At 71.2% G+C, this 16,946-nt stretch carries 13 protein-coding genes; 5 read left to right on the top strand and 8 right to left on the bottom strand.

Going from position 1 to position 16,946, the window contains the following annotated elements:
- Positions 1–335 precede the first annotated feature (335 nt).
- From O7553_RS07620 to O7553_RS07585, 8 genes are all read right to left on the bottom strand, one after another.
- On the bottom strand, positions 336–1,403 hold the full coding sequence (locus tag O7553_RS07620) for a GNAT family N-acetyltransferase (protein WP_281554114.1): 1,068 nt from the start codon (positions 1,401–1,403) through the stop codon (positions 336–338).
- Positions 1,404–1,538: 135 nt separating this feature from the next.
- On the bottom strand, positions 1,539–2,393 hold the full coding sequence (locus tag O7553_RS07615) for an amino acid-binding protein (RefSeq protein ID WP_281554113.1): 855 nt from the start codon (positions 2,391–2,393) through the stop codon (positions 1,539–1,541).
- Positions 2,394–2,569: 176 nt separating this feature from the next.
- The gene (locus O7553_RS07610) at positions 2,570–3,616 is read right to left on the bottom strand and encodes a LacI family DNA-binding transcriptional regulator (RefSeq protein WP_123600762.1); all 1,047 of its coding nucleotides are present in this window, start codon (positions 3,614–3,616) and stop codon (positions 2,570–2,572) included.
- A gap of 87 nt (positions 3,617–3,703) precedes the next feature.
- A complete protein-coding gene (locus O7553_RS07605; protein WP_281554112.1) occupies positions 3,704–5,125 on the bottom strand; it encodes a GH1 family beta-glucosidase in 1,422 nt (473 codons plus the stop codon).
- On the bottom strand, positions 5,122–6,021 hold the full coding sequence (locus O7553_RS07600; protein WP_281554111.1) for a carbohydrate ABC transporter permease: 900 nt from the start codon (positions 6,019–6,021) through the stop codon (positions 5,122–5,124). Before O7553_RS07600 ends, O7553_RS07605 begins: the two co-directional genes overlap by 4 nt.
- Before the next feature lie 6 nt (positions 6,022–6,027).
- Positions 6,028–7,014 (bottom strand): sugar ABC transporter permease, encoded by a 987-nt coding sequence (locus O7553_RS07595; protein WP_281554110.1) that lies wholly within the window; start codon positions 7,012–7,014, stop codon positions 6,028–6,030.
- A 140-nt stretch (positions 7,015–7,154) separates the two neighbouring features.
- Complete coding sequence (locus O7553_RS07590; protein WP_281554109.1) at positions 7,155–8,456, bottom strand: extracellular solute-binding protein; 1,302 nt, start codon at positions 8,454–8,456, stop codon at positions 7,155–7,157.
- Positions 8,457–8,814: 358 nt separating this feature from the next.
- Positions 8,815–9,360 carry a plasmid pRiA4b ORF-3 family protein gene (locus O7553_RS07585; protein ID WP_281554108.1) on the bottom strand — a complete coding sequence of 182 codons (546 nt, stop codon included), beginning with the start codon at positions 9,358–9,360 and terminating at the stop codon, positions 8,815–8,817.
- Between the two features lie 232 nt (positions 9,361–9,592).
- On the opposite strand from O7553_RS07585, the gene O7553_RS07580 reads away from it, so the two are divergent.
- The 5 genes from O7553_RS07580 to O7553_RS07560 all read left to right on the top strand — a co-directional run bounded on the left by O7553_RS07580 (position 9,593) and on the right by O7553_RS07560 (position 16,939).
- Entirely contained in the window at positions 9,593–10,330 is a 738-nt protein-coding gene (locus O7553_RS07580; RefSeq protein WP_281555526.1) for a pyrimidine reductase family protein, read from the top strand.
- Positions 10,331–10,483: 153 nt separating this feature from the next.
- Positions 10,484–12,235, top strand: coding sequence for an ATP-binding protein (locus O7553_RS07575; RefSeq protein WP_281555525.1), 1,752 nt, complete (start codon positions 10,484–10,486; stop codon positions 12,233–12,235).
- Between the two features lie 44 nt (positions 12,236–12,279).
- Positions 12,280–13,437: an exonuclease SbcCD subunit D gene (locus O7553_RS07570; RefSeq protein WP_281554107.1), complete on the top strand. Its 1,158-nt coding sequence runs from the start codon at positions 12,280–12,282 to the stop codon at positions 13,435–13,437.
- A complete protein-coding gene (locus O7553_RS07565) occupies positions 13,434–15,923 on the top strand; it encodes an SMC family ATPase (RefSeq protein WP_281554106.1) in 2,490 nt (829 codons plus the stop codon). The genes O7553_RS07570 and O7553_RS07565 overlap by 4 nt, the downstream gene beginning before the upstream one ends.
- Positions 15,920–16,939, top strand: a complete 1,020-nt coding sequence (locus O7553_RS07560) for a hypothetical protein (RefSeq protein ID WP_281554105.1) — start codon at positions 15,920–15,922, stop codon at positions 16,937–16,939. The genes O7553_RS07565 and O7553_RS07560 overlap by 4 nt, the downstream gene beginning before the upstream one ends.
- The last annotated feature ends 7 nt before the right edge of the window (positions 16,940–16,946 follow it).

Raw genomic sequence — 16,946 nt, 5'->3', positions numbered from 1 at the left:
TCGCGGCGGTCAGCGGCCGGGCCGCCGGTGGGGTGCGGGGCCGGCCGGTAGATGGCGGTTGATGGTTCTCGGCTGACGGTTCACAGGGGTCACGGTGTCCAGCTGACACCGACGCGATGAGAGCGCTCCCATCGACAGGAAACGATTGCCACGCGTACCGATGATTCAACCGCCTGGGCCCGGCTTTGGGAAGCCCGTAACCACGATCAACCGGCACCGGAATAGGGGCGGGGTCTCCTCCTGCCGTCCTACAGGAGGAGACCCCGCCGTGCCACCCGGGACCTCGCGTCCAACGCACCGGACCCGCACCAGGACCGGGACGTCGGGGCAACCGCCTAGGTCGTGGTGGCGGGAGTCGGTGCCGAGATGTCGACCGGCCGATCGACCAACGGCACCGTGACGCTCATCATTTCCCCGTCGCGCTCGACCGGACCCGGCCGGTGCAGCCGGGCCAGGGTACGCAGCATGCCGAGATCGTCGGCGGCGACGTGTGCCACCAACGCCGCCTGCCCGGTCCGACCGGCGTGGCCGGCCAGTCGGCGCAGCAGCGCCGTGCCGACTCCACGCCGGCGCCACCCATCCTCGACCAGCAGTCCGACCTCGCCGAGGGCACCCTCGACGATCAGTTGCCCGGCGCCGACGATCCGGTCCGCCGCCGCGCTGGGGTCGACCGCGACCAGCAGCACCCCCCGGGGCTGTTCCAGCATCCGCCGCAGCCGGGCGGCGACGACCTCGGGCGGTCGGCCGACCAGACCGGGCGTGCCGCTCTCCGGCGAGCACCGGACCACCATCGCGTGCAGCGCGTTGAGATCGTCGGAGACCGCCGGCCGCAGCTGCAGCTCGGCACCGTCCGGCATCATCAGCGTCACCTGATCGCCGGTCCGCCGGTTGACCGCCGCCGCCAGCTCGACCAGGGCCTGAGCTCGGGCGAACTCGGCCGGAGTGAAGCTCGGCTCCCGCCGGACGACGTCGTAGCAGCCGCCCGCCGGATCCGGCAGCCGCATCGTGTCCGTCGACCGGGCAGCCGCCTGCGAAGCTGGCGCCGGCCGCCAGGTCACCGAGCCGGCACCGAGCAGGGTACGCAGCACGTCACCGAGCGCCTCCGGATCGCGGACCAGCCGGTTGGCCAGGGCGAGCGCCCGGGTGGGCTGGTCGGCCAGGCCCCGGGCCTCGGCGCGGGCGGCCCAGGCGTCCCGGCCCCGGCCACGCTCCACGGCGGCGACGAGATCCTTTTCGGTCATCGCGTCGGGCGCGTCGACGAGAAAATCGTCGACCGCCCCGGCCTCGGTGGTGTGCACCTGCACGGCGAGGATGTTGACCGCACGCAAGGCCAGGCTGGCGGTCAGCACGGCCAGGTAGCCCGGCCGGTCGTCGACCGTCGCTCTGATCCGCCACAGCGCCATGGCTGCTCCTCTCCCCAGGTGCTCGGTGCCCGCTTGGTCAGCGCCGCACTGCGCCCGTTTCCTACCTTGCCGCCGCGCTGTTTCCCTCAGGTTGCCCGGCGGTGACTTCTCGCGGTGCCGTCTGCGACCTGCGTCTCACCGCCTGGCGGCGACCGGATCGGCGGTCACCAGATCCAACCGGTCGCCCAGGATCACCGTCGCCGCCCGGACCAGCTGCGCTATCCGGTCCACCTCGGTGACGTGAAACGCGGCTGCCGGCAGACCGTCCCCATCGACCCGGGACACGATCAGCACCAGGCCGGCCCGACCGAACGGCACCGAGGCGTACCGCACCCCGTCCGGACCGTCCATCGGCCGGGCCCGCAACGGAGTGACCTCGGGCAGCCGCAGCGGCACCGGCGCCCGCCAACTCGCGTAGGCGACGGCCGGTTCGCCGCCGGTAGGTGGCTCGTCCATCGGCACGGTCAGGCCGGTGATGAAGTCGTCGTCGGGCAGCTGCCCACCGTCGAACCGCGACTCCGCACCGGGCGTCGGAGCGGGCCCGGCCAGGCCGGCGGACTGCGCCGTAGCGGCACCGGCCGGCGGCCGCGACGCACTACGGATCGCCCAGTCGGCCGGCACCACGGCCGCCGCCGCCCAGTCGGCCGCCAGCAGCCCCGGCACCGCGTCGACCAGCGTGGCCAGGCCGTCGACCGGATTGGCGGCGACCTGGGCGAGCAGTTCGGCGTCCTGGCCTCCGGTCACCGGAGTGCCGATCGCCCGCCACACGCCGTCGACCTGAACGCCGGGAATCGCCGCCAGTCCAGCGAGCAGCCGGTCGACCCGGGCGGCACCCGGCCACACCACGGTGAAGTCGTCCACCGCCCGACCACCCAGCCGCTCCAGCACGGTCACCTGGACGATGTCGGCGCCTGCGACGCCGAGTGTGCGGGCCACCTGGCCGAGTGCGCCGGGCCGGTCCGGCAGGGTCACGCGAACCCTCAGCAACATGTCAGTCCTCCCGTAGCGCAGGCCGGCCCCTCCCCCGGTCGACAACTACCCTGCCCGATGACCATTTCATCCCTGTTGCGATGACATGACTCGGCAGGTAAACCGCTGGAGAACGGGGTTGGACACGCTGCACCATCACCCGTTCGGATGATCTTTACCGGTCGGCCGAGTCGCGGTCAGGCCGAGTCGCGGGCCACCATGTGGGTCTCCAGCAGGACGTACGGGACCTGCAGCTCATCGTGCCGGATCCGGGACAGCAGCAGTCGGGCCATCTGCCGGCCCATCTCCTCCACCGGCTGAAAGACGGTGGTCAACGGCGGATCGGACTGCCGGGCGATCGGGGCGTCCTCGAATCCGACAACCGCCACGTCGTCGGGCACCCGCCGGCCGGCCTCACGCAACGCCCGCAGCGCGCCGCAGGCCATCAGGTCGGACGCGACGAACACGGCGTCCAGATCGGGATGGCGCTCCAGCAGCTGGCGCATCGCCGCAGTGCCGCTGCCCTCGCTGAAGTCGCCGTACGCGACCAGGGATTCGCCACCCGGCGGGCCGCTGTGCCGGATCGCCTCGTGGTAGCCGGTCAACCGGGCGACGCCGACCCCCATGTCCTGCGGGCCGGCGATGGTGGCGACCCGCCGCCGGCCGCCGGCCAGCAGGTACTCGACCGCCAGCCGGGCGCCACCGGCGTTGTCGACGTCGACGAAATAGGCCGGACGCGCGTCCGGATGCAGCATCCGAGCCGGCCGGCCGCCCAGAACGCTGGGCAGACCGCGCTGTTCGAGCAGGGTAGGCAGCGGATCCGCGTCGTGCAGTGACAGCAGCAGTACGCCGTCGACGTGCTGATTGGTCAGATGGTGCTCGACCCGCTCCCGTTCGGCGGGTGACTGGGCCATGGCCAGCCAGAGCTGCATCGGGGTGTCGAGCAGCCCGGAGCTGATACCCCGGACGATCCCGGCGAAGAAGGGTTCACCGAAGACCCGCTCCTCGGATTCGGAGACCACCAACGCGACCGAGTCGGTCCGTTGAGTGACCAGCGCCCGGGCTGCCCGGTTCGGTACGTACCCCAACTCGGCGATCGCCTGCTGTACTGCTGCTCGCGCCTCGGGGCTGACCTGCGGCGAACCGTTGACGACACGGGACACCGTGCCCCGCCCGACCCCGGCACGCGCGGCGACCGCGTCGAGGGTGGGCCGCCCGAGTGACCGGGTGCGCTGGGTTGTCATCGTCTGTTCCTCCGACCCTGGGCCGCGCGGCGCCGGTTCCGGCAGGGAACCGGCGCCGCGCGGCCAGTTATTGCTGGCTGACCACGCCTATTGTGCGGCCAGACCGTTACGTCGGATCACATCGGCGTACCACCTGGCGCTCGACTTGGGGATCCGAAGCTGGGTGTCGTAGTCGACGTGGATCATGCCGAAGCGCTTCGAATAGCCCCAGGCCCATTCGAAATTATCCATCAAAGACCATGCGAAGTAGCCCCGCACCGGCACTCCGTGGGAGATTGCCTCGTGACAGGCGCGCAGGTGAGCGTCGAAATAGGCCAACCTGTCCGGATCATCGACTTTGTCGTTGACGACGTCGTCGACGTAGGCCGAGCCGTTCTCTGTGATGTAGATCGGCACCTCGGGGTACTCGCCGTTGACCCGGCGCAGCACCTCCACCAGGCCAGGAGCGTCGACCTCCCACCCCATGTCGGTCACCGGGAGCCCGCGGGTGACAAATCGGATCCGCTCGCTGCCCGGCCAGCAGGACGGCTCGTCGGCCGCGTCCGGTACCGGCGCACCGCTGACCACGTGCCGGCTGTAGTAGTTGATGCCGAGAACGTTCAACGGAGTGGCGATGACATCCAGATCGCCCTCGCGGACATGGGCCAGATCGGTCACCGGTTGCAGGTCCGCCACCACGTCCTGCGGGTAGCGCCCGTGCAGGATCGGGTCCAGGAAGATCCGGTTGGCCAGACCGTCGATGCGCCGGGCCGCGTCGACATCGACCGCCGAGTCCGTCTCCGGCGACACCGCGTACAGGTTGAGCGTGACGCCGAAGTCGTGGTCCGGCCGGGCCGCGCGCATCGCCTGCACCGCCAGACCGTGGCCGAGCATCAGATGGTGGGCGGCTCGGACCGAGTCGGCGCCGTCGGTGATCCCGGGGGCGTGCACGCCCGAGCCGTATCCCAGGAAGGCCGAGCACCAGGGCTCGTTGAGCGTGGTCCAGTACCGCACCCGGTCACCCAGCGCCCCGTGCACCAGCTCCGCGTAGTCGGCGAACCTGGCCGCGGTGTCCCGGGCCGGCCACCCGCCGGCGTCCTCCAGCGGCTGCGGCAGATCCCAGTGGTAGAGGGTCAGCCACGGCTCGATGCCCTGGGCCAGTAGTTCGTCGACCAGCCGACGGTAGAAGTCCAGCCCGGCCTGGTTGGCCGTGCCGGACCCGTCGGGCTGCACCCGTGGCCAGGACACCGAGAACCGGTACGACTTGAGGCCGAGCTCGGCCATCATCCCGACGTCCTCGCGGTAACGGTGGTAGTGGTCGCAGGCCACGTCCCCGCTGTCCCCGCCGAGCACCTTGCCCGGGGTGTGACTGAAGGTGTCCCAGATGGACGGCTTGCGGCCGTCGACGTTCGCTGCGCCCTCGATCTGGTACGCCGCGGTGGCGGCACCCCAGAGGAATCCGGGCGGGAAGAGTAGCTGCCCGGAGCCTTCGCGGAACTCGGCGGTCTGCGGACTTGCTGCTTTGGTCACGACTTGACGGCGCCTTCCATGATGCCGCCGATGATCTGGCGGCCGAAGAGGATGAAAACAACGAACAGCGGGAGCGTCGCGATCAGCGTTCCCGCGAAGATCTGGGAATTGTCGGCGAAGTACGCCGAGTTCAGGCTGCGCAGGGATATCTGCACCGTCGGGTTGGTCGGGTCGGCGAGGACTACGAACGGCCAGAAGAACTGGTTCCACTGCTCCATGAAGGTCAGCAGACCAAGCACCGCAGCGGCCGGGCGCAGCGCCGGCACGACCACGTGCCAGAAGATCCGCCAGGTGGAGCAGCCGTCCACCCGGGCCGCCTCGATCAACTCGTTGGGCACTGCCTGTTCGGCGTACTGCCGCATCATGAAGATCCCGAAGCCACCGATGAGGAACGGCACGATCACCGACGGCATGCGATTCAGCCAGCCGAGCTCGGACATCAGGATGTAGAGCGGGAGCACGCCGAGCTGGATCGGGATCATCATCGAGGCGAGCACGACGAGCAGCAGCGCGTTCTTGCCCCGGAAGCGCAGTTTGGCGAAGGCGAAGCCGGCGAGTGAACCGAAGAAGACGGTCGCCACGGTGATGGTGCCGGACACCAGGACCGAGTTCATCAGCCCCTTGAGAATGTTGGCGTCCTGGTTGGCGAGCACCCGGCCGATGTTCTCACCGAGGTTGCCGCCGGGCAGGAACGGCGGTGGCCAGGCGTTGGCGGCGTCGTTGGTCCGCGACGCGATGACGATCATCCAGTAGAACGGGAAGAACGACAGGAGCACGCCCAGGATCAGGCCGAACCAGGTCAACGGGCTCGCCTTGAACAGCCGCTCCGAGGTCGACGACGGGCCCTTGCCGCGCTTGGGCTTGCTGGCCACGGGTTGCAGGGTTGCGGTGGTCATCGCGCCTCACTTGTCCGAGCTGATCCGGCGGGCCAGCAGATAGTTGACCAGCGACATGAACGCGATGAGCAGGAAGAGCAGCAGCGAGACGGCGCCCGCGTAGCCCCACTGGAACCGCTGGTTCATGACGTCGAGCAGATACATGGTGATCGTCTGGAACTGACCCTGGGAACCGCCGGAGATGCCGCCGGGTCCACTGGTGAACAGCAGCGGCTCGGTGAACAACTGCAGTCCGCCGATCGTCGAGATGATCAGGGTGAAGATGATGGTGGGTCGCAGCTGCGGCACGGTGATCGACCAGAACTGCCGGGTCCGCGACGCACCGTCGAGCGCGGCGGCCTCATACATGTCCTTCGAGATCGCCTGCATCGCGGCCAGGTAGATCAGCGCGTTGTAGCCGATCCACCGCCAGTCGACCATGGTGGAGATGGCGAACCAGGACCCGAGCTTGCTCGCCCGGAAGTCGATCGGTTCGACGCCGAACAGCGACAGCAGCCAGTTGACCAGACCAAAGTCCCGCGCGTAGATCATGGAGAAGATCAACGCGACGACTGCGGTCGAGGTGATGATCGGCATGGCGATGGCCAGCCGGAAGAATGTCTGTCCCTTGATCCGCCGGTTCAGCGCGTTGGCCAGCATCAGCGCGATCAGCAACTGCGGGACGGTGGACATCAGGAACATGCCGAACGTGTTGTAGACGGCGTTCCAGAACTGCGGGTCGTCGGTGATCAGCCGGACGAAGTTGTCCAGGCCGACGAAGCTGGTCTCAGCGTTGAGCGGCGACCGGTCGGTCAGCGCGATCCAGACGGTGTAGACGATCGGATAGACGCCGAAGATCGCGAAGATCACGAAGAACGGCAGGATGTAGAGGTAGGGGGAAAATTTGAGGTCCAGTCGGGTCAGCGAGCGGCGCCGGGCCGCCCCACCGCCGGCCGGACCCGCCCGGTGGCCGCGCGGCTGCGCCGACGCGGGGGTGTCTAGCTCCAGGCTCATCGGGAAAGTCCTTCAGTTGTACGGCGGCCGGCCGACGTCGGCCAGGGAGGTCAACGCGCCGCTGGCACCGCGACGCGGCGGGAGAGATGGCGCTGGCAGGTCCTGCCAGCGCCATCTCTCACCCGGGTTGTGACACCGCGTTATCGGCCGGCGGCCGTGCCGTTCGTAATGGCGTCCTGCCACCCCTCGTCCGGCGACTGGCCCTGCTCGACCGCCCGCAGCGCGTTCTCCACCGCAGTACGGACCGCCTGGTTCTTCGGGCCGAGGTAGACCGGCTTGAGCTCGCTGGCACCGGCGGCGAAGATCTCGCCGGTCGGGGCATCGGAGAAGTACTCGTTGACCGCCTCGGCGACCTTCGGGTCGGCCAACGCCTGCGGCGCGGACGGCAGGTTGCCGACCGCCTCGAAGGCGGCGATGTGGCCCTCCGGGCTGGTCAGGTACTTGACCAGCTCGGCGGCGGCGGCCTGGTACTTGCTGGAGGTGGGCACCGCCAGGAACGAGCCGCCCCAGTTGCCGCCGTTACCCGGCGCCTTGGCGATGTCCCACTTGCCGGCGGCCTCCGGGCCGGCCTGGCCCTCGATGACACCGGTCATCCAGGCCGGGCAGGCGATGGTGGCGAAGGTGGCGTTCTTGAAGCCGGCGTTCCACTCGTTGGAGAACGACTGCAGGTTGTTCGACAGCCCAGCCTCGATCATGTCGGTGGTGAGGTCGAACGCGGCCTTCACGTCCGGGTTGCTCTCCATGACGAACTGGTTCTCAGTGTCGTAGTAGGTGTACCCGGTGCCCTCGCCGGCGATCTGGCTCAGCACCAGGTTGTAGAAGCTGGTCGCCGAGTCGACGAACGCCTTGTCCGGCGTGGCCTCCTTGAACTGCTCACCGACCGAGATGAAGTCGTCCCAGCTCGACCAGAGCGCGCCGACCTCTTCCCGGTCAGTCGGCAGACCCGCCGCTTCGAACAGGTCCGAGCGGTAACACAGGGCCATCCCGCCGACGTCGGTGCCAAGCCCCAGCACCTTGCCGTCGGGCAGCACGCCGGCTTCCCACTTCCACGGCAGGAAGTTGCCCTCGAGCTCGTTGGCACCGTGCTCACCGAGGTCGACGAACTTGTCGGCCTGGGCGAAGAACTGCGACATCGTGCCCTCTTCGATCGCCACCACGTCCCCGGCACCGGAGCCGGCGGTGATCTGCTGGGTGAGTCGGGTGTTGTAGTCGCCGAGGCCGAGGCCTACGCCTCGCTGCTGGACAGTGACGTTCGGGTTGTCGGCCTCGTACTGCTCGATCAACTCGTCGTATCCGAAGCCTGCGTCGCCGAAGATGTCGACGACCAGGGTGATCGGGCCGTCCGGATCTGAATCGGCGTCGTCGGAGCCGCAGGCCGTGGCCGTCAACATGACGGCCGAGGCGAGTGCGACCGCGGCGTACCGCCGGAGCGTGACGCTCATCCTGACCCCTCTCAAGGTCGCTTTCTGTGATGGGGGGTGACCGTGTGGTGTCCGCCGTGACAACGGGAACTGCATTGACGAAAAGGGTCCGTCGCCGCGGAGCGGGCACTGCACGACCGCGCTCCGCGGTTGGTCAAGCAAGTGACGTGGATCTCACTCACCCCGGCCGGGAGCGCTCCCATGAGATTGCCGGGAGGTTTCGGAGGTGTCAAGAGGCCGATGGGAGCGTTCCCATTTCGTTACTGCCAGATCCTGGGTGCTCCCGGGTCAGATTCGGGTCAGGCCGGCCGGTAGTCAGCCCAGCCGGGTGTCAGGTCAGCCGGGTGTCAGGTCAGCCGGGTGTCAGGTCAGCCGGGTGTCAGGTCAGCCGGCGCAGCAGGGTGGTGGCCCGCGCCGGGTCGAACCCGACCTGATCTAACGGCGTGCCCACCCAGTCGGTCATCTCTACGTGGCGCGGATGCGCCGGATCGGCGATCGCGGCCCGGAACTCGGTGTACCCGAAGGCACCACCGACGTCCTCCGGGGGACACGCCTGGTCCCCGTCGACACAGAGCGGATAGCGCATGTCCGGTTCGGGCGCGGTGACGTCCTCGACGACGACGTCGTGCTCCCACCAGTCGCCGAAGTCGTACGTGTAGCGGAACCGGGCCCCCTTGGTGGCCACGGCGTCCAACCGGGTGTCCAACTCGTCACGCAGCAGCAGTTCACCGGCCGGATCCGGCTCGCCGTACTGCGCTCCGTTGATCTCGAACGAGTGCAGGTGGCAGTCGCGCCAGCCCATCGCGTGCTGAATCACTCGGTGCACCCGGTCCAGCGTGTACCCGCCCGGCACCTGGACCCGGCGCCACACCGGCGGTGCGATGTCGGACAGGGTGACCAGCAGGTGGAAGATCTGACGGGGCATGGCCGCCCTTTCTCTGACCTAGGCTCGGACCCATGATCTGCACTGCGTGCCGGAGAGGCCAGCACGATGGGTGTCGGGGTGGTAACTGGTGCGACTGCCAGCACCGTACCTCCGCTCCGACCCCACCGGTCACCGGTCCGGCGGGCGAGTGACCGACCACCCGCCGGCCCCGGACACCCCGGCCCCGGGCCCGCCGGTCCGACGGTTCGGGCCACAGCCGGCCGGGTCCGCGCTGGACGACCCTGCCCTGATCGAGGCGTACGCCGTCGCGCCCCTCGATCACCTCAGGGTGAACTTCGTGACCAGCCTGGACGGGGCGGTCGCGGTGGCCGGCCGGTCCGCCGGACTGTCCGGACGCGCGGACAAACGGGTCTTCGGCGTACTGCGGATGCTCTGCGACGCGCTGCTGGTCGGTGCCGGCACCCTCCGCCGGGAGCAGTACCGGGCGCTGCGGCTGGACGACCGGCGCCGCCGCTGGCGGCAGCAGCACGGCCTCCCCACCCACCCCACCCTGGTCGTGGTCTCCGCCTCGCTCGATCTCGACCCGGACCAACCGGCCCTGGCCGACGCACCGGCGCGGCCGATCGTGCTCACCACCACCGACGCGCCAGCCGACCGGCGACGTCGACTGGCCCGGGTCGCGGAGATCGTCCCGGCCGGCGAGCGCACCATCGATCTGACCGCCGGGCTGAGCCGGCTGCGCGCCCGTGGCCACCGTCAGCTGCTCTGCGAGGGTGGCCCGATGCTGTTCGGTTCGCTGACCGCCGCCGATCTGGTCGACGAGCTCTGCCTGACGGTTTCCCCACTGCTCGCCGGTGCCGGTGCCGGCCGGATCAGCGCGGGTCCGGCCAGCCCCGTGCGGCAGCTGCGGCTGGGCCAGGTGCTGGCCGCCGACGACGGCACGCTGCTGCTCCGCTACACCCGGCCCGACCCCGACCCCGACCACCCCAGGATCATGACTGTAAGTTAGCGAGCGATCACCCGCGGGCAGCGGGTCGGGTCGTCCGGAACCTACCGTCGGCGAATTCGGCCGGCCACACCGAGTCGGATGCCGTACTGGTCGTACCCGTGGGGCAGGATGCAACCCGTGGGCACGACGCAACCGGACTTCAGCGACCAGTCCATCACCACGAGTGACGCAACGCCGGAGGGTACGCCGGTGGGCCGGGTGCTGGGTACCGCCGACGCCACCCCCCTGCAGTTCTGGACCGCAGTCGGCCCCGGCAACTATCTGCAGCTGGACGACGTCGTGGTGACCCGCCGCGAGCTGCCGGGCGCCGAGCCGGTGACCATCGCCGGGGTGGTCACCCAGGTCCGGGCCCGCCACGAAGGGGCGCAGTTCGACTCCGACGTCTTCGCCATCGCCGACGGCACCCTGCCCGCCCAGGTGCAGGAGGCCGCCGAGATCACCGCCACCCGGGTCGATCCGGAGATCTACGTACCGCCGGAGCCGGGTGCCCCGGTGTGGCGGGCCCAGGGCGACGCCCGCGCCCGCGCCCTGCACTTCGACCGGATGGAACGCCGGATCCCGATGGGTACCGGCCGCGACGGGGTGCCGGTCTACCTCAACGCGGACTTCCTCGACGGTCAGCGCGGCGCGCACGTGTCGATCTCGGGCATCTCCGGCGTCGCCACCAAGACCAGCTTCGCCACGTTTCTGCTCTACTCGGTGTTCCGCTCCGGCCAGCTCGGCGGCGACGCGGTCAACGCCAAGGCGCTGATCTTCAACGTCAAGGGCGAGGACCTGCTCTTCCTCGACCACCCCAATGTCCGGCTCGATGAGGCGACGACCGCCGCGTACGCCAGGCTGGGCCTGCCCGCCGGGGCCTTTCCGGACGTGCGGGTCTACGCCCCGCCCCGGGCCGGCGATGCCTCCGGCACCCCCGACGTACAGAGCCGGCTCACCGGCGTGGACAGCTTCTACTGGACCGTCGCCGAGTTCTGCGACAAGCAGTTGCTGCCGTACGTGTTCGCCGACGCCGACGACGAACGCCAGCAGTACACGATGGTGGTGCACGCGGTCACCGCGTACCTGCGCCGGCACGCGCAACCCGCCGACGGCGGCATCAGCATCGACGGCCGGCGGATCGGCTCGTACGGGGATCTGGTCGACCACATCGTCGACCAGCTCGGCGACGAGGAGACCCGATCGGCCTGGGCCGGCTCGGCGGTCGGCATGGGTACGGTGAACGCGTTCGCCCGCCGGCTGATCGGCAGCAAACGCGACCTGGCCCGGCTGATCCGGGGCGACCTGGCCACCCGACGGCCGCACCAGATCAGCACCGACGACAGTGCCCAGGTGACCGTGGTCGACCTGCACAACCTGCCGGACCGGGCGCAGCGGTTCGTGGTCGGGGTGACGCTCAAGAACGAGTTCGACCGCAAGGAACGGGCCGGTACCGCCAAGCCGTTGCTCTTCGTCGTGCTCGACGAGCTCAACAAGTACGCCCCCCGGGACGGGTCGTCACCGATCAAGGAGGTGCTGCTCGACATCGCCGAGCGGGGCCGCTCGCTCGGGGTGATCCTGATCGGTGCCCAGCAGACCGCCAGCGAGGTGGAGCGGCGGATCGTCACCAACTCGGCGGTCCGGGTGGTCGGCCGGCTCGACCCGGCCGAGGCGTCCCGGCCGGAGTACGGCTTCCTGCCGGCGGTACAGCGGCAGCGGGTGCTGCTGGCCAAGCCGGGCACGATGTTCGTCAACCAGCCGGACATCCCGGTCCCGCTCTGCCTGGAGTTCCCGTTCCCGGCCTGGGCCACCCGCTCGTCGGAGGCCGGCGACGCACCGTCGGGCACGCTGCGCTCGATCGTGCAGGCCGCCGACCCGTTCGCGGTGGTCGGCGGTCGGTCCTCGGCCGACGACGACATCCCGTTCTGACCGTTCTAGCCGTTCTGACCCTGAGGTCGAGGAGGTTCCCCCGGATGCGGATCCTGCACACCTCCGACTGGCACGTCGGCAAGGTCCTCAAGGGACAGGCTCGGTTGACCGAGCAGATCCAGGTGCTCGCCCGGGTCGTCGAGATCGCCCGTGCCGAACGCCCGGACCTGGTGATCGTCGCCGGCGACCTGTACGACACCTCCGCTCCCGGACCCGACGCCACCCGGGTGGTCACCCGGGCGTTGACCGCGTTACGCGGCACCGGCGCCGACGTGGTGGCGATCGGCGGCAACCACGACAACGGGGCCGCGCTGGACGCGCTACGGCCGTGGGCCGACGCCGCCGGCATCACCCTGCGCGGCGCCGTCCGGGACAACCCGGACGAACATGTGATCACCGGCACCACCGGCGACGGCGAACCGTGGCGGCTGGTCGCGCTGCCGTTCCTGTCCCAGCGGTACGCCGTCCGGGCTACCGAGATGTACCAGCTGACCGCGGCCGAGGCCAACCAGACGTACGCCGACCACATCGCACGGGTGCTGGCCCGGCTCACCGATGGGTTCGGCGAGCCGGGCGTGGTGGATCTGATCACCGCCCACCTGACCGTGATCGGCGGGCGGTCCGGCGGCGGCGAGCGGGAGGTGCACACCGTCCTCGGGTACGCCGTACCGGCCACCGTCTTCCCGACCGGGGCGCATTACGTGGCGCTCGGCCACCTGCACCGCGCCCAGCAGCTCGAAGCGCCCTGCCCGGTGCGCTACAGCGGCAGTCCGCTGCCAATCGACTTCGGCGAGGAGGACAACGTCGGATCGGTCAGCATCGTCGACGTCACCGCCAGCACCGCCGCCCGGGTCCGCGAGGTGCCGGTGGACGCGGCGACCCCGCTGCGCACCGTCCACGGCACCCTCGACGAACTGGCCGCCGGCGAGCACGGCGACGCCTGGCTGCGGGTGTTCATCCGGGAGGCACCCCGGGCCGGGCTGCGCGAAGAGGTGCAGGCGCTGCTGCCCCGGGCGTTGGACGTGCGCATCGACCCGGAGTTCACCCGGGCCGCGTCCGCCGCCGGTGCGACGCACACCCCACAGCGGGCCGGTCGGGCACCCGGACAGCTGTTCGCCGACTACCTCGACGCGCGCGGGCACGGCGACGACGACGTACGGACCCTGTTCGACACGCTGTACGAGGAGGTGACCTCCTCGTGAGACCGCTGCGGCTCGACCTGGCCGGATTCACCGTGTTCCGAGAGGAGACCACGGTCGACTTCACCGACGCCGACTTCTTCGCCCTCGTCGGACCGACCGGATCGGGCAAGTCCAGCATCCTCGACGCGATCTGTTTCGCCCTGTACGGGGTGGTGCCGCGCTGGGGCAGCAGCCGGGGAATCGCATCCGCGCTGGCACCGTCGGCCACCGAGGCCCGGGTGCGGCTGGTGTTCGAGAGCGCCGGCAGTCGCTACGTCGCCACCCGGGTGATCCGTCGCGACTCGCGCGGCGCGGTCAAGACCGGCAACGCCGGCCTGCAGATGATGCCGCCCGGGTTCGACGTGACCCGTCTGGACACCGGGATGAGCCCGGACGATCTCGGCGAGGTGCTGGCCGGCACGCCCGCCGAGATGGAGCAGGCCGTGCTGGACGCGGTCGGGCTGCCGTACGAGCAGTTCACCACCTGCGTGCTGCTGCCGCAGGGCCGGTTCGCCGACTTCCTGCACGCCAAGCCGGCAACCCGACAGCAGATCCTGGTCAACCTGCTCGGGCTGCACGTCTACGAACGGGTCCGGGAGCGGGCCACCGCCCGGGCGGGGGCCGCCGAGGCGGCGGTCGCGGCGGTGGACCAGTTGCTCGGCGGGCTCTGCGACGCCGACGAAGCGGCGGTGGCGGCCGCGGCGCGTCAGGTCGACGCGATGCGGGCGTTGGCGACGGCCGTCGACGCCGCGCTGCCCCGGTTGACGCAGGCCCAGCAGGCGGTGGCGACCGCAGCCGACCAGGTGACGGCCCTCGACAGCGAGATCGGGCTGCTGGCCGGCGTCGCCGCCCCGGCGGCCACCGCCCGGCTGGCCGATCAGGCGGCGGCCGCCCGGGTCGCCGCCGCCGACGCGGACCGGGCCGTCGCAGACGCGGAGGAACGCGAGGAGAAGGTCCGCGCCGAGCTGGCCGCCATCGGTGACCCGGCCGACCGACGGCTGCTGCTGCAGACACACGCTGAACGGGACCGGGTCGCCGCCGAATCGGCCGAGCTGGCTCCGGCGCTCGCCGCCGCGCAGGCCGAGCAGGTCGCCAGCCAGGCGGCGCTGCGGTCGGCTCGGTCCACCGCCGAGGCGGCGGACCGCGAGTTGGACCGCGCCCGGCAGTCGTACCAGGAGGCGCAGTCCGCTGACCTGGCCGCCGCGCTACGCCACGATCTCGTCGCCGGGGCGGACTGTCCGGTCTGCGCGCAGCCGGTGGGCACGGTGCCGCCGGTGCCGGCCGGGTCCCGGGTCGCCGAGGCGAAGTCCGCCGGTCAGGCCGCCCGGGCCGCCGCCGACCAGGCCCGCCAGGCGGTCGCCGACGCCGAGCAGTCGCTGCGCGGGGTGGAACGGGCCGTCGACCGGGCCAGGGTACGGGCCGAGCAGCTGACCGCCCGGCTGGCGCAGCTCGACGCCCGGTTGTCCGACTCGCCCGGTGCCGAGGCGTTGCGCACCGACCTGGCCACGGTCGACCGGTTGCAGCGCGCCCTCGACGACGCCGGTGGCCAGGTCCGCCGCGCCCGGGAGGCGGCCCGCCAGGCGCAGCGCGCCGCCGTGACCGGCGAACAGCGGCTGCAGGCCGGCTGGCGGGAGTTCGACGCCGGCCGGGACGCCGTCGCCCGGCTGGCGCCACCGGCCGCCGACCGCACCAATCTGGCCGCGGCGTGGACGCTGTTGACCGACTGGGCGCATCAACTGCTCGCCGAGCGCCGCGCGGCGCGGGCCGAGGCGGACGATCGGCTGGCTTCGGCCCGGGACACGGCCGGCGGCGTCGCCGCCGACATCGACGAGCTGTTCGTCGCCGCCGGACTGTCGCCGCCGGCCGGCGCCGATCCGGCCGGCTACCGGCAGGCGGCCGCGCTGGCGGTCCAGCGGGCGCAGACCGACCAGGAACGGGTCACCGAACGGTTCGCCCAGGCGGGTGAGTTGCGCGGCAGGCGGGCCGACCAGGAGCGGCAGGCCCAGTTGGCCCGAACGTTGGCCGGGCATCTACGGGCCAACAACTTCGAGCGCTGGCTGCTGGTCGAGGCACTGGATCTGCTGGTCGACGGCGCGTCGCGGATCCTGCGGGAGCTTTCCTCCGGTCAGTACGAGCTGGTGCACGACGCCGGTGAGTTCTTCGTCGTCGACCACCACGACGCCGGACTGCGGCGCGGGGTACGCACGCTGTCCGGCGGGGAGACCTTCCAGGCGTCGCTGGCGCTGGCACTGTCGTTGTCGGAGCAACTGGCCGGGATGTCGGCCAGCGCCGCCAGTCTGGAGTCGATCGTGCTGGACGAGGGCTTCGGCTCGCTGGACGCGGCCACCCTGGACACCGTCGCCGCGACCCTGGAAGGGCTCGCCGCCCGGGGTGACCGGATGGTCGGCCTGGTGACCCACGTTCCGGCGCTGGCCGAGCGGGTACCGGTCCGGTTCGAGGTCAGCAAGGACGCCCGTACGGCCCGGGTCCGGCGGAGCGGGCTGTGACCGCGACCGTGACGGGCCGGCCGGCCACCGGGATCCGCTGGTTCGTCGAGGGCTGGCAGCCCGGCTACGGCACGTCGTTCGAGGCAGCCGACCCGGGTGGCCCCGGTGCCGCCGACGACGGCCAGGACGCCGCCGACCTCGCCGTGGAGCTGGATCCGGCGGCGTGGCGGCCGTTGCGTCAGCCGGCGGACGTGCGCGCACCGGACGTGGTGCTGCTGGTCGACGGGGTGCGTCGGATCGACGCTTCGTTGTGGAGCGAGGAGCCCGACGGGGTCTCGTACCCGGCGCTGGCTGCCTCCTATGCCGCCGGGGTGGTGCGCTGCGACCTGCGACGCGGGGCGGCCCGGTTGGCCGGAGCCCGCACCGAACGGGGCCTGTTCACGCCGAGCACCGCCGCCACCGACCTGGTCGTCGGGCGGGTGCACTACCCGGCGCGCCGGGTCGTCGACCCGGATCCGGCCGTACTGCCGCAGGCGGTGCAGCCGGCGCTGGCCGCGCTGGAGATCGCGGTCTCCGAGCAGGCCCGCGCCGACGGCGCGGATGACCTGGCGGATCTGCTGGTGGTGGACGGTCCGCTGCGCGGGCGACGGCTCTCGAACACGATCGGCTACGTCAAGTCCCAGCGCCAGCCGTACCTGCCGGCCGGGCTGATCCCGGTGGTGACCGCGCTGCGGCCGGCGGAACGCAGCCCGGTCTTCCTGCGCGGCACCCGGTGGCGCAGCTACTCGTGGTACTTGCGGCTGCCTGGGCCTCGGGGCGCGCCCTGGGCGGGCATCGTCCGGGTGGAGTGCCGGCCCGACCTGACGCCGCAGGCGGCGATCGCGCTGGCCGACCTGTCGCTGGCGACGCTGCCCCGGTTCGCCTCGGCCCCGTACAAGGACCCCCGCGCACCGCAGAACCTGGTGCCGATCGCCGGGCTGGAGCGACGGCTGCGGGCGATGCTCGGCGACGCCCGGCTGCTGCACCGGGCGCTCAGCCTCTCCGCAGCCGGGCAGGAGAATCCGGCGTGGCGGTGACCGGCAT

Origin of the sequence: Solwaraspora sp. WMMA2059, from assembly GCF_027497315.1 — a bacterium.
In the GTDB taxonomy this organism is placed as follows: domain Bacteria; phylum Actinomycetota; class Actinomycetes; order Mycobacteriales; family Micromonosporaceae; genus Micromonospora_E.
Note: the sequence above shows the minus strand (reverse complement) of the source record. Positions and strands in the feature narration are given on the sequence as shown.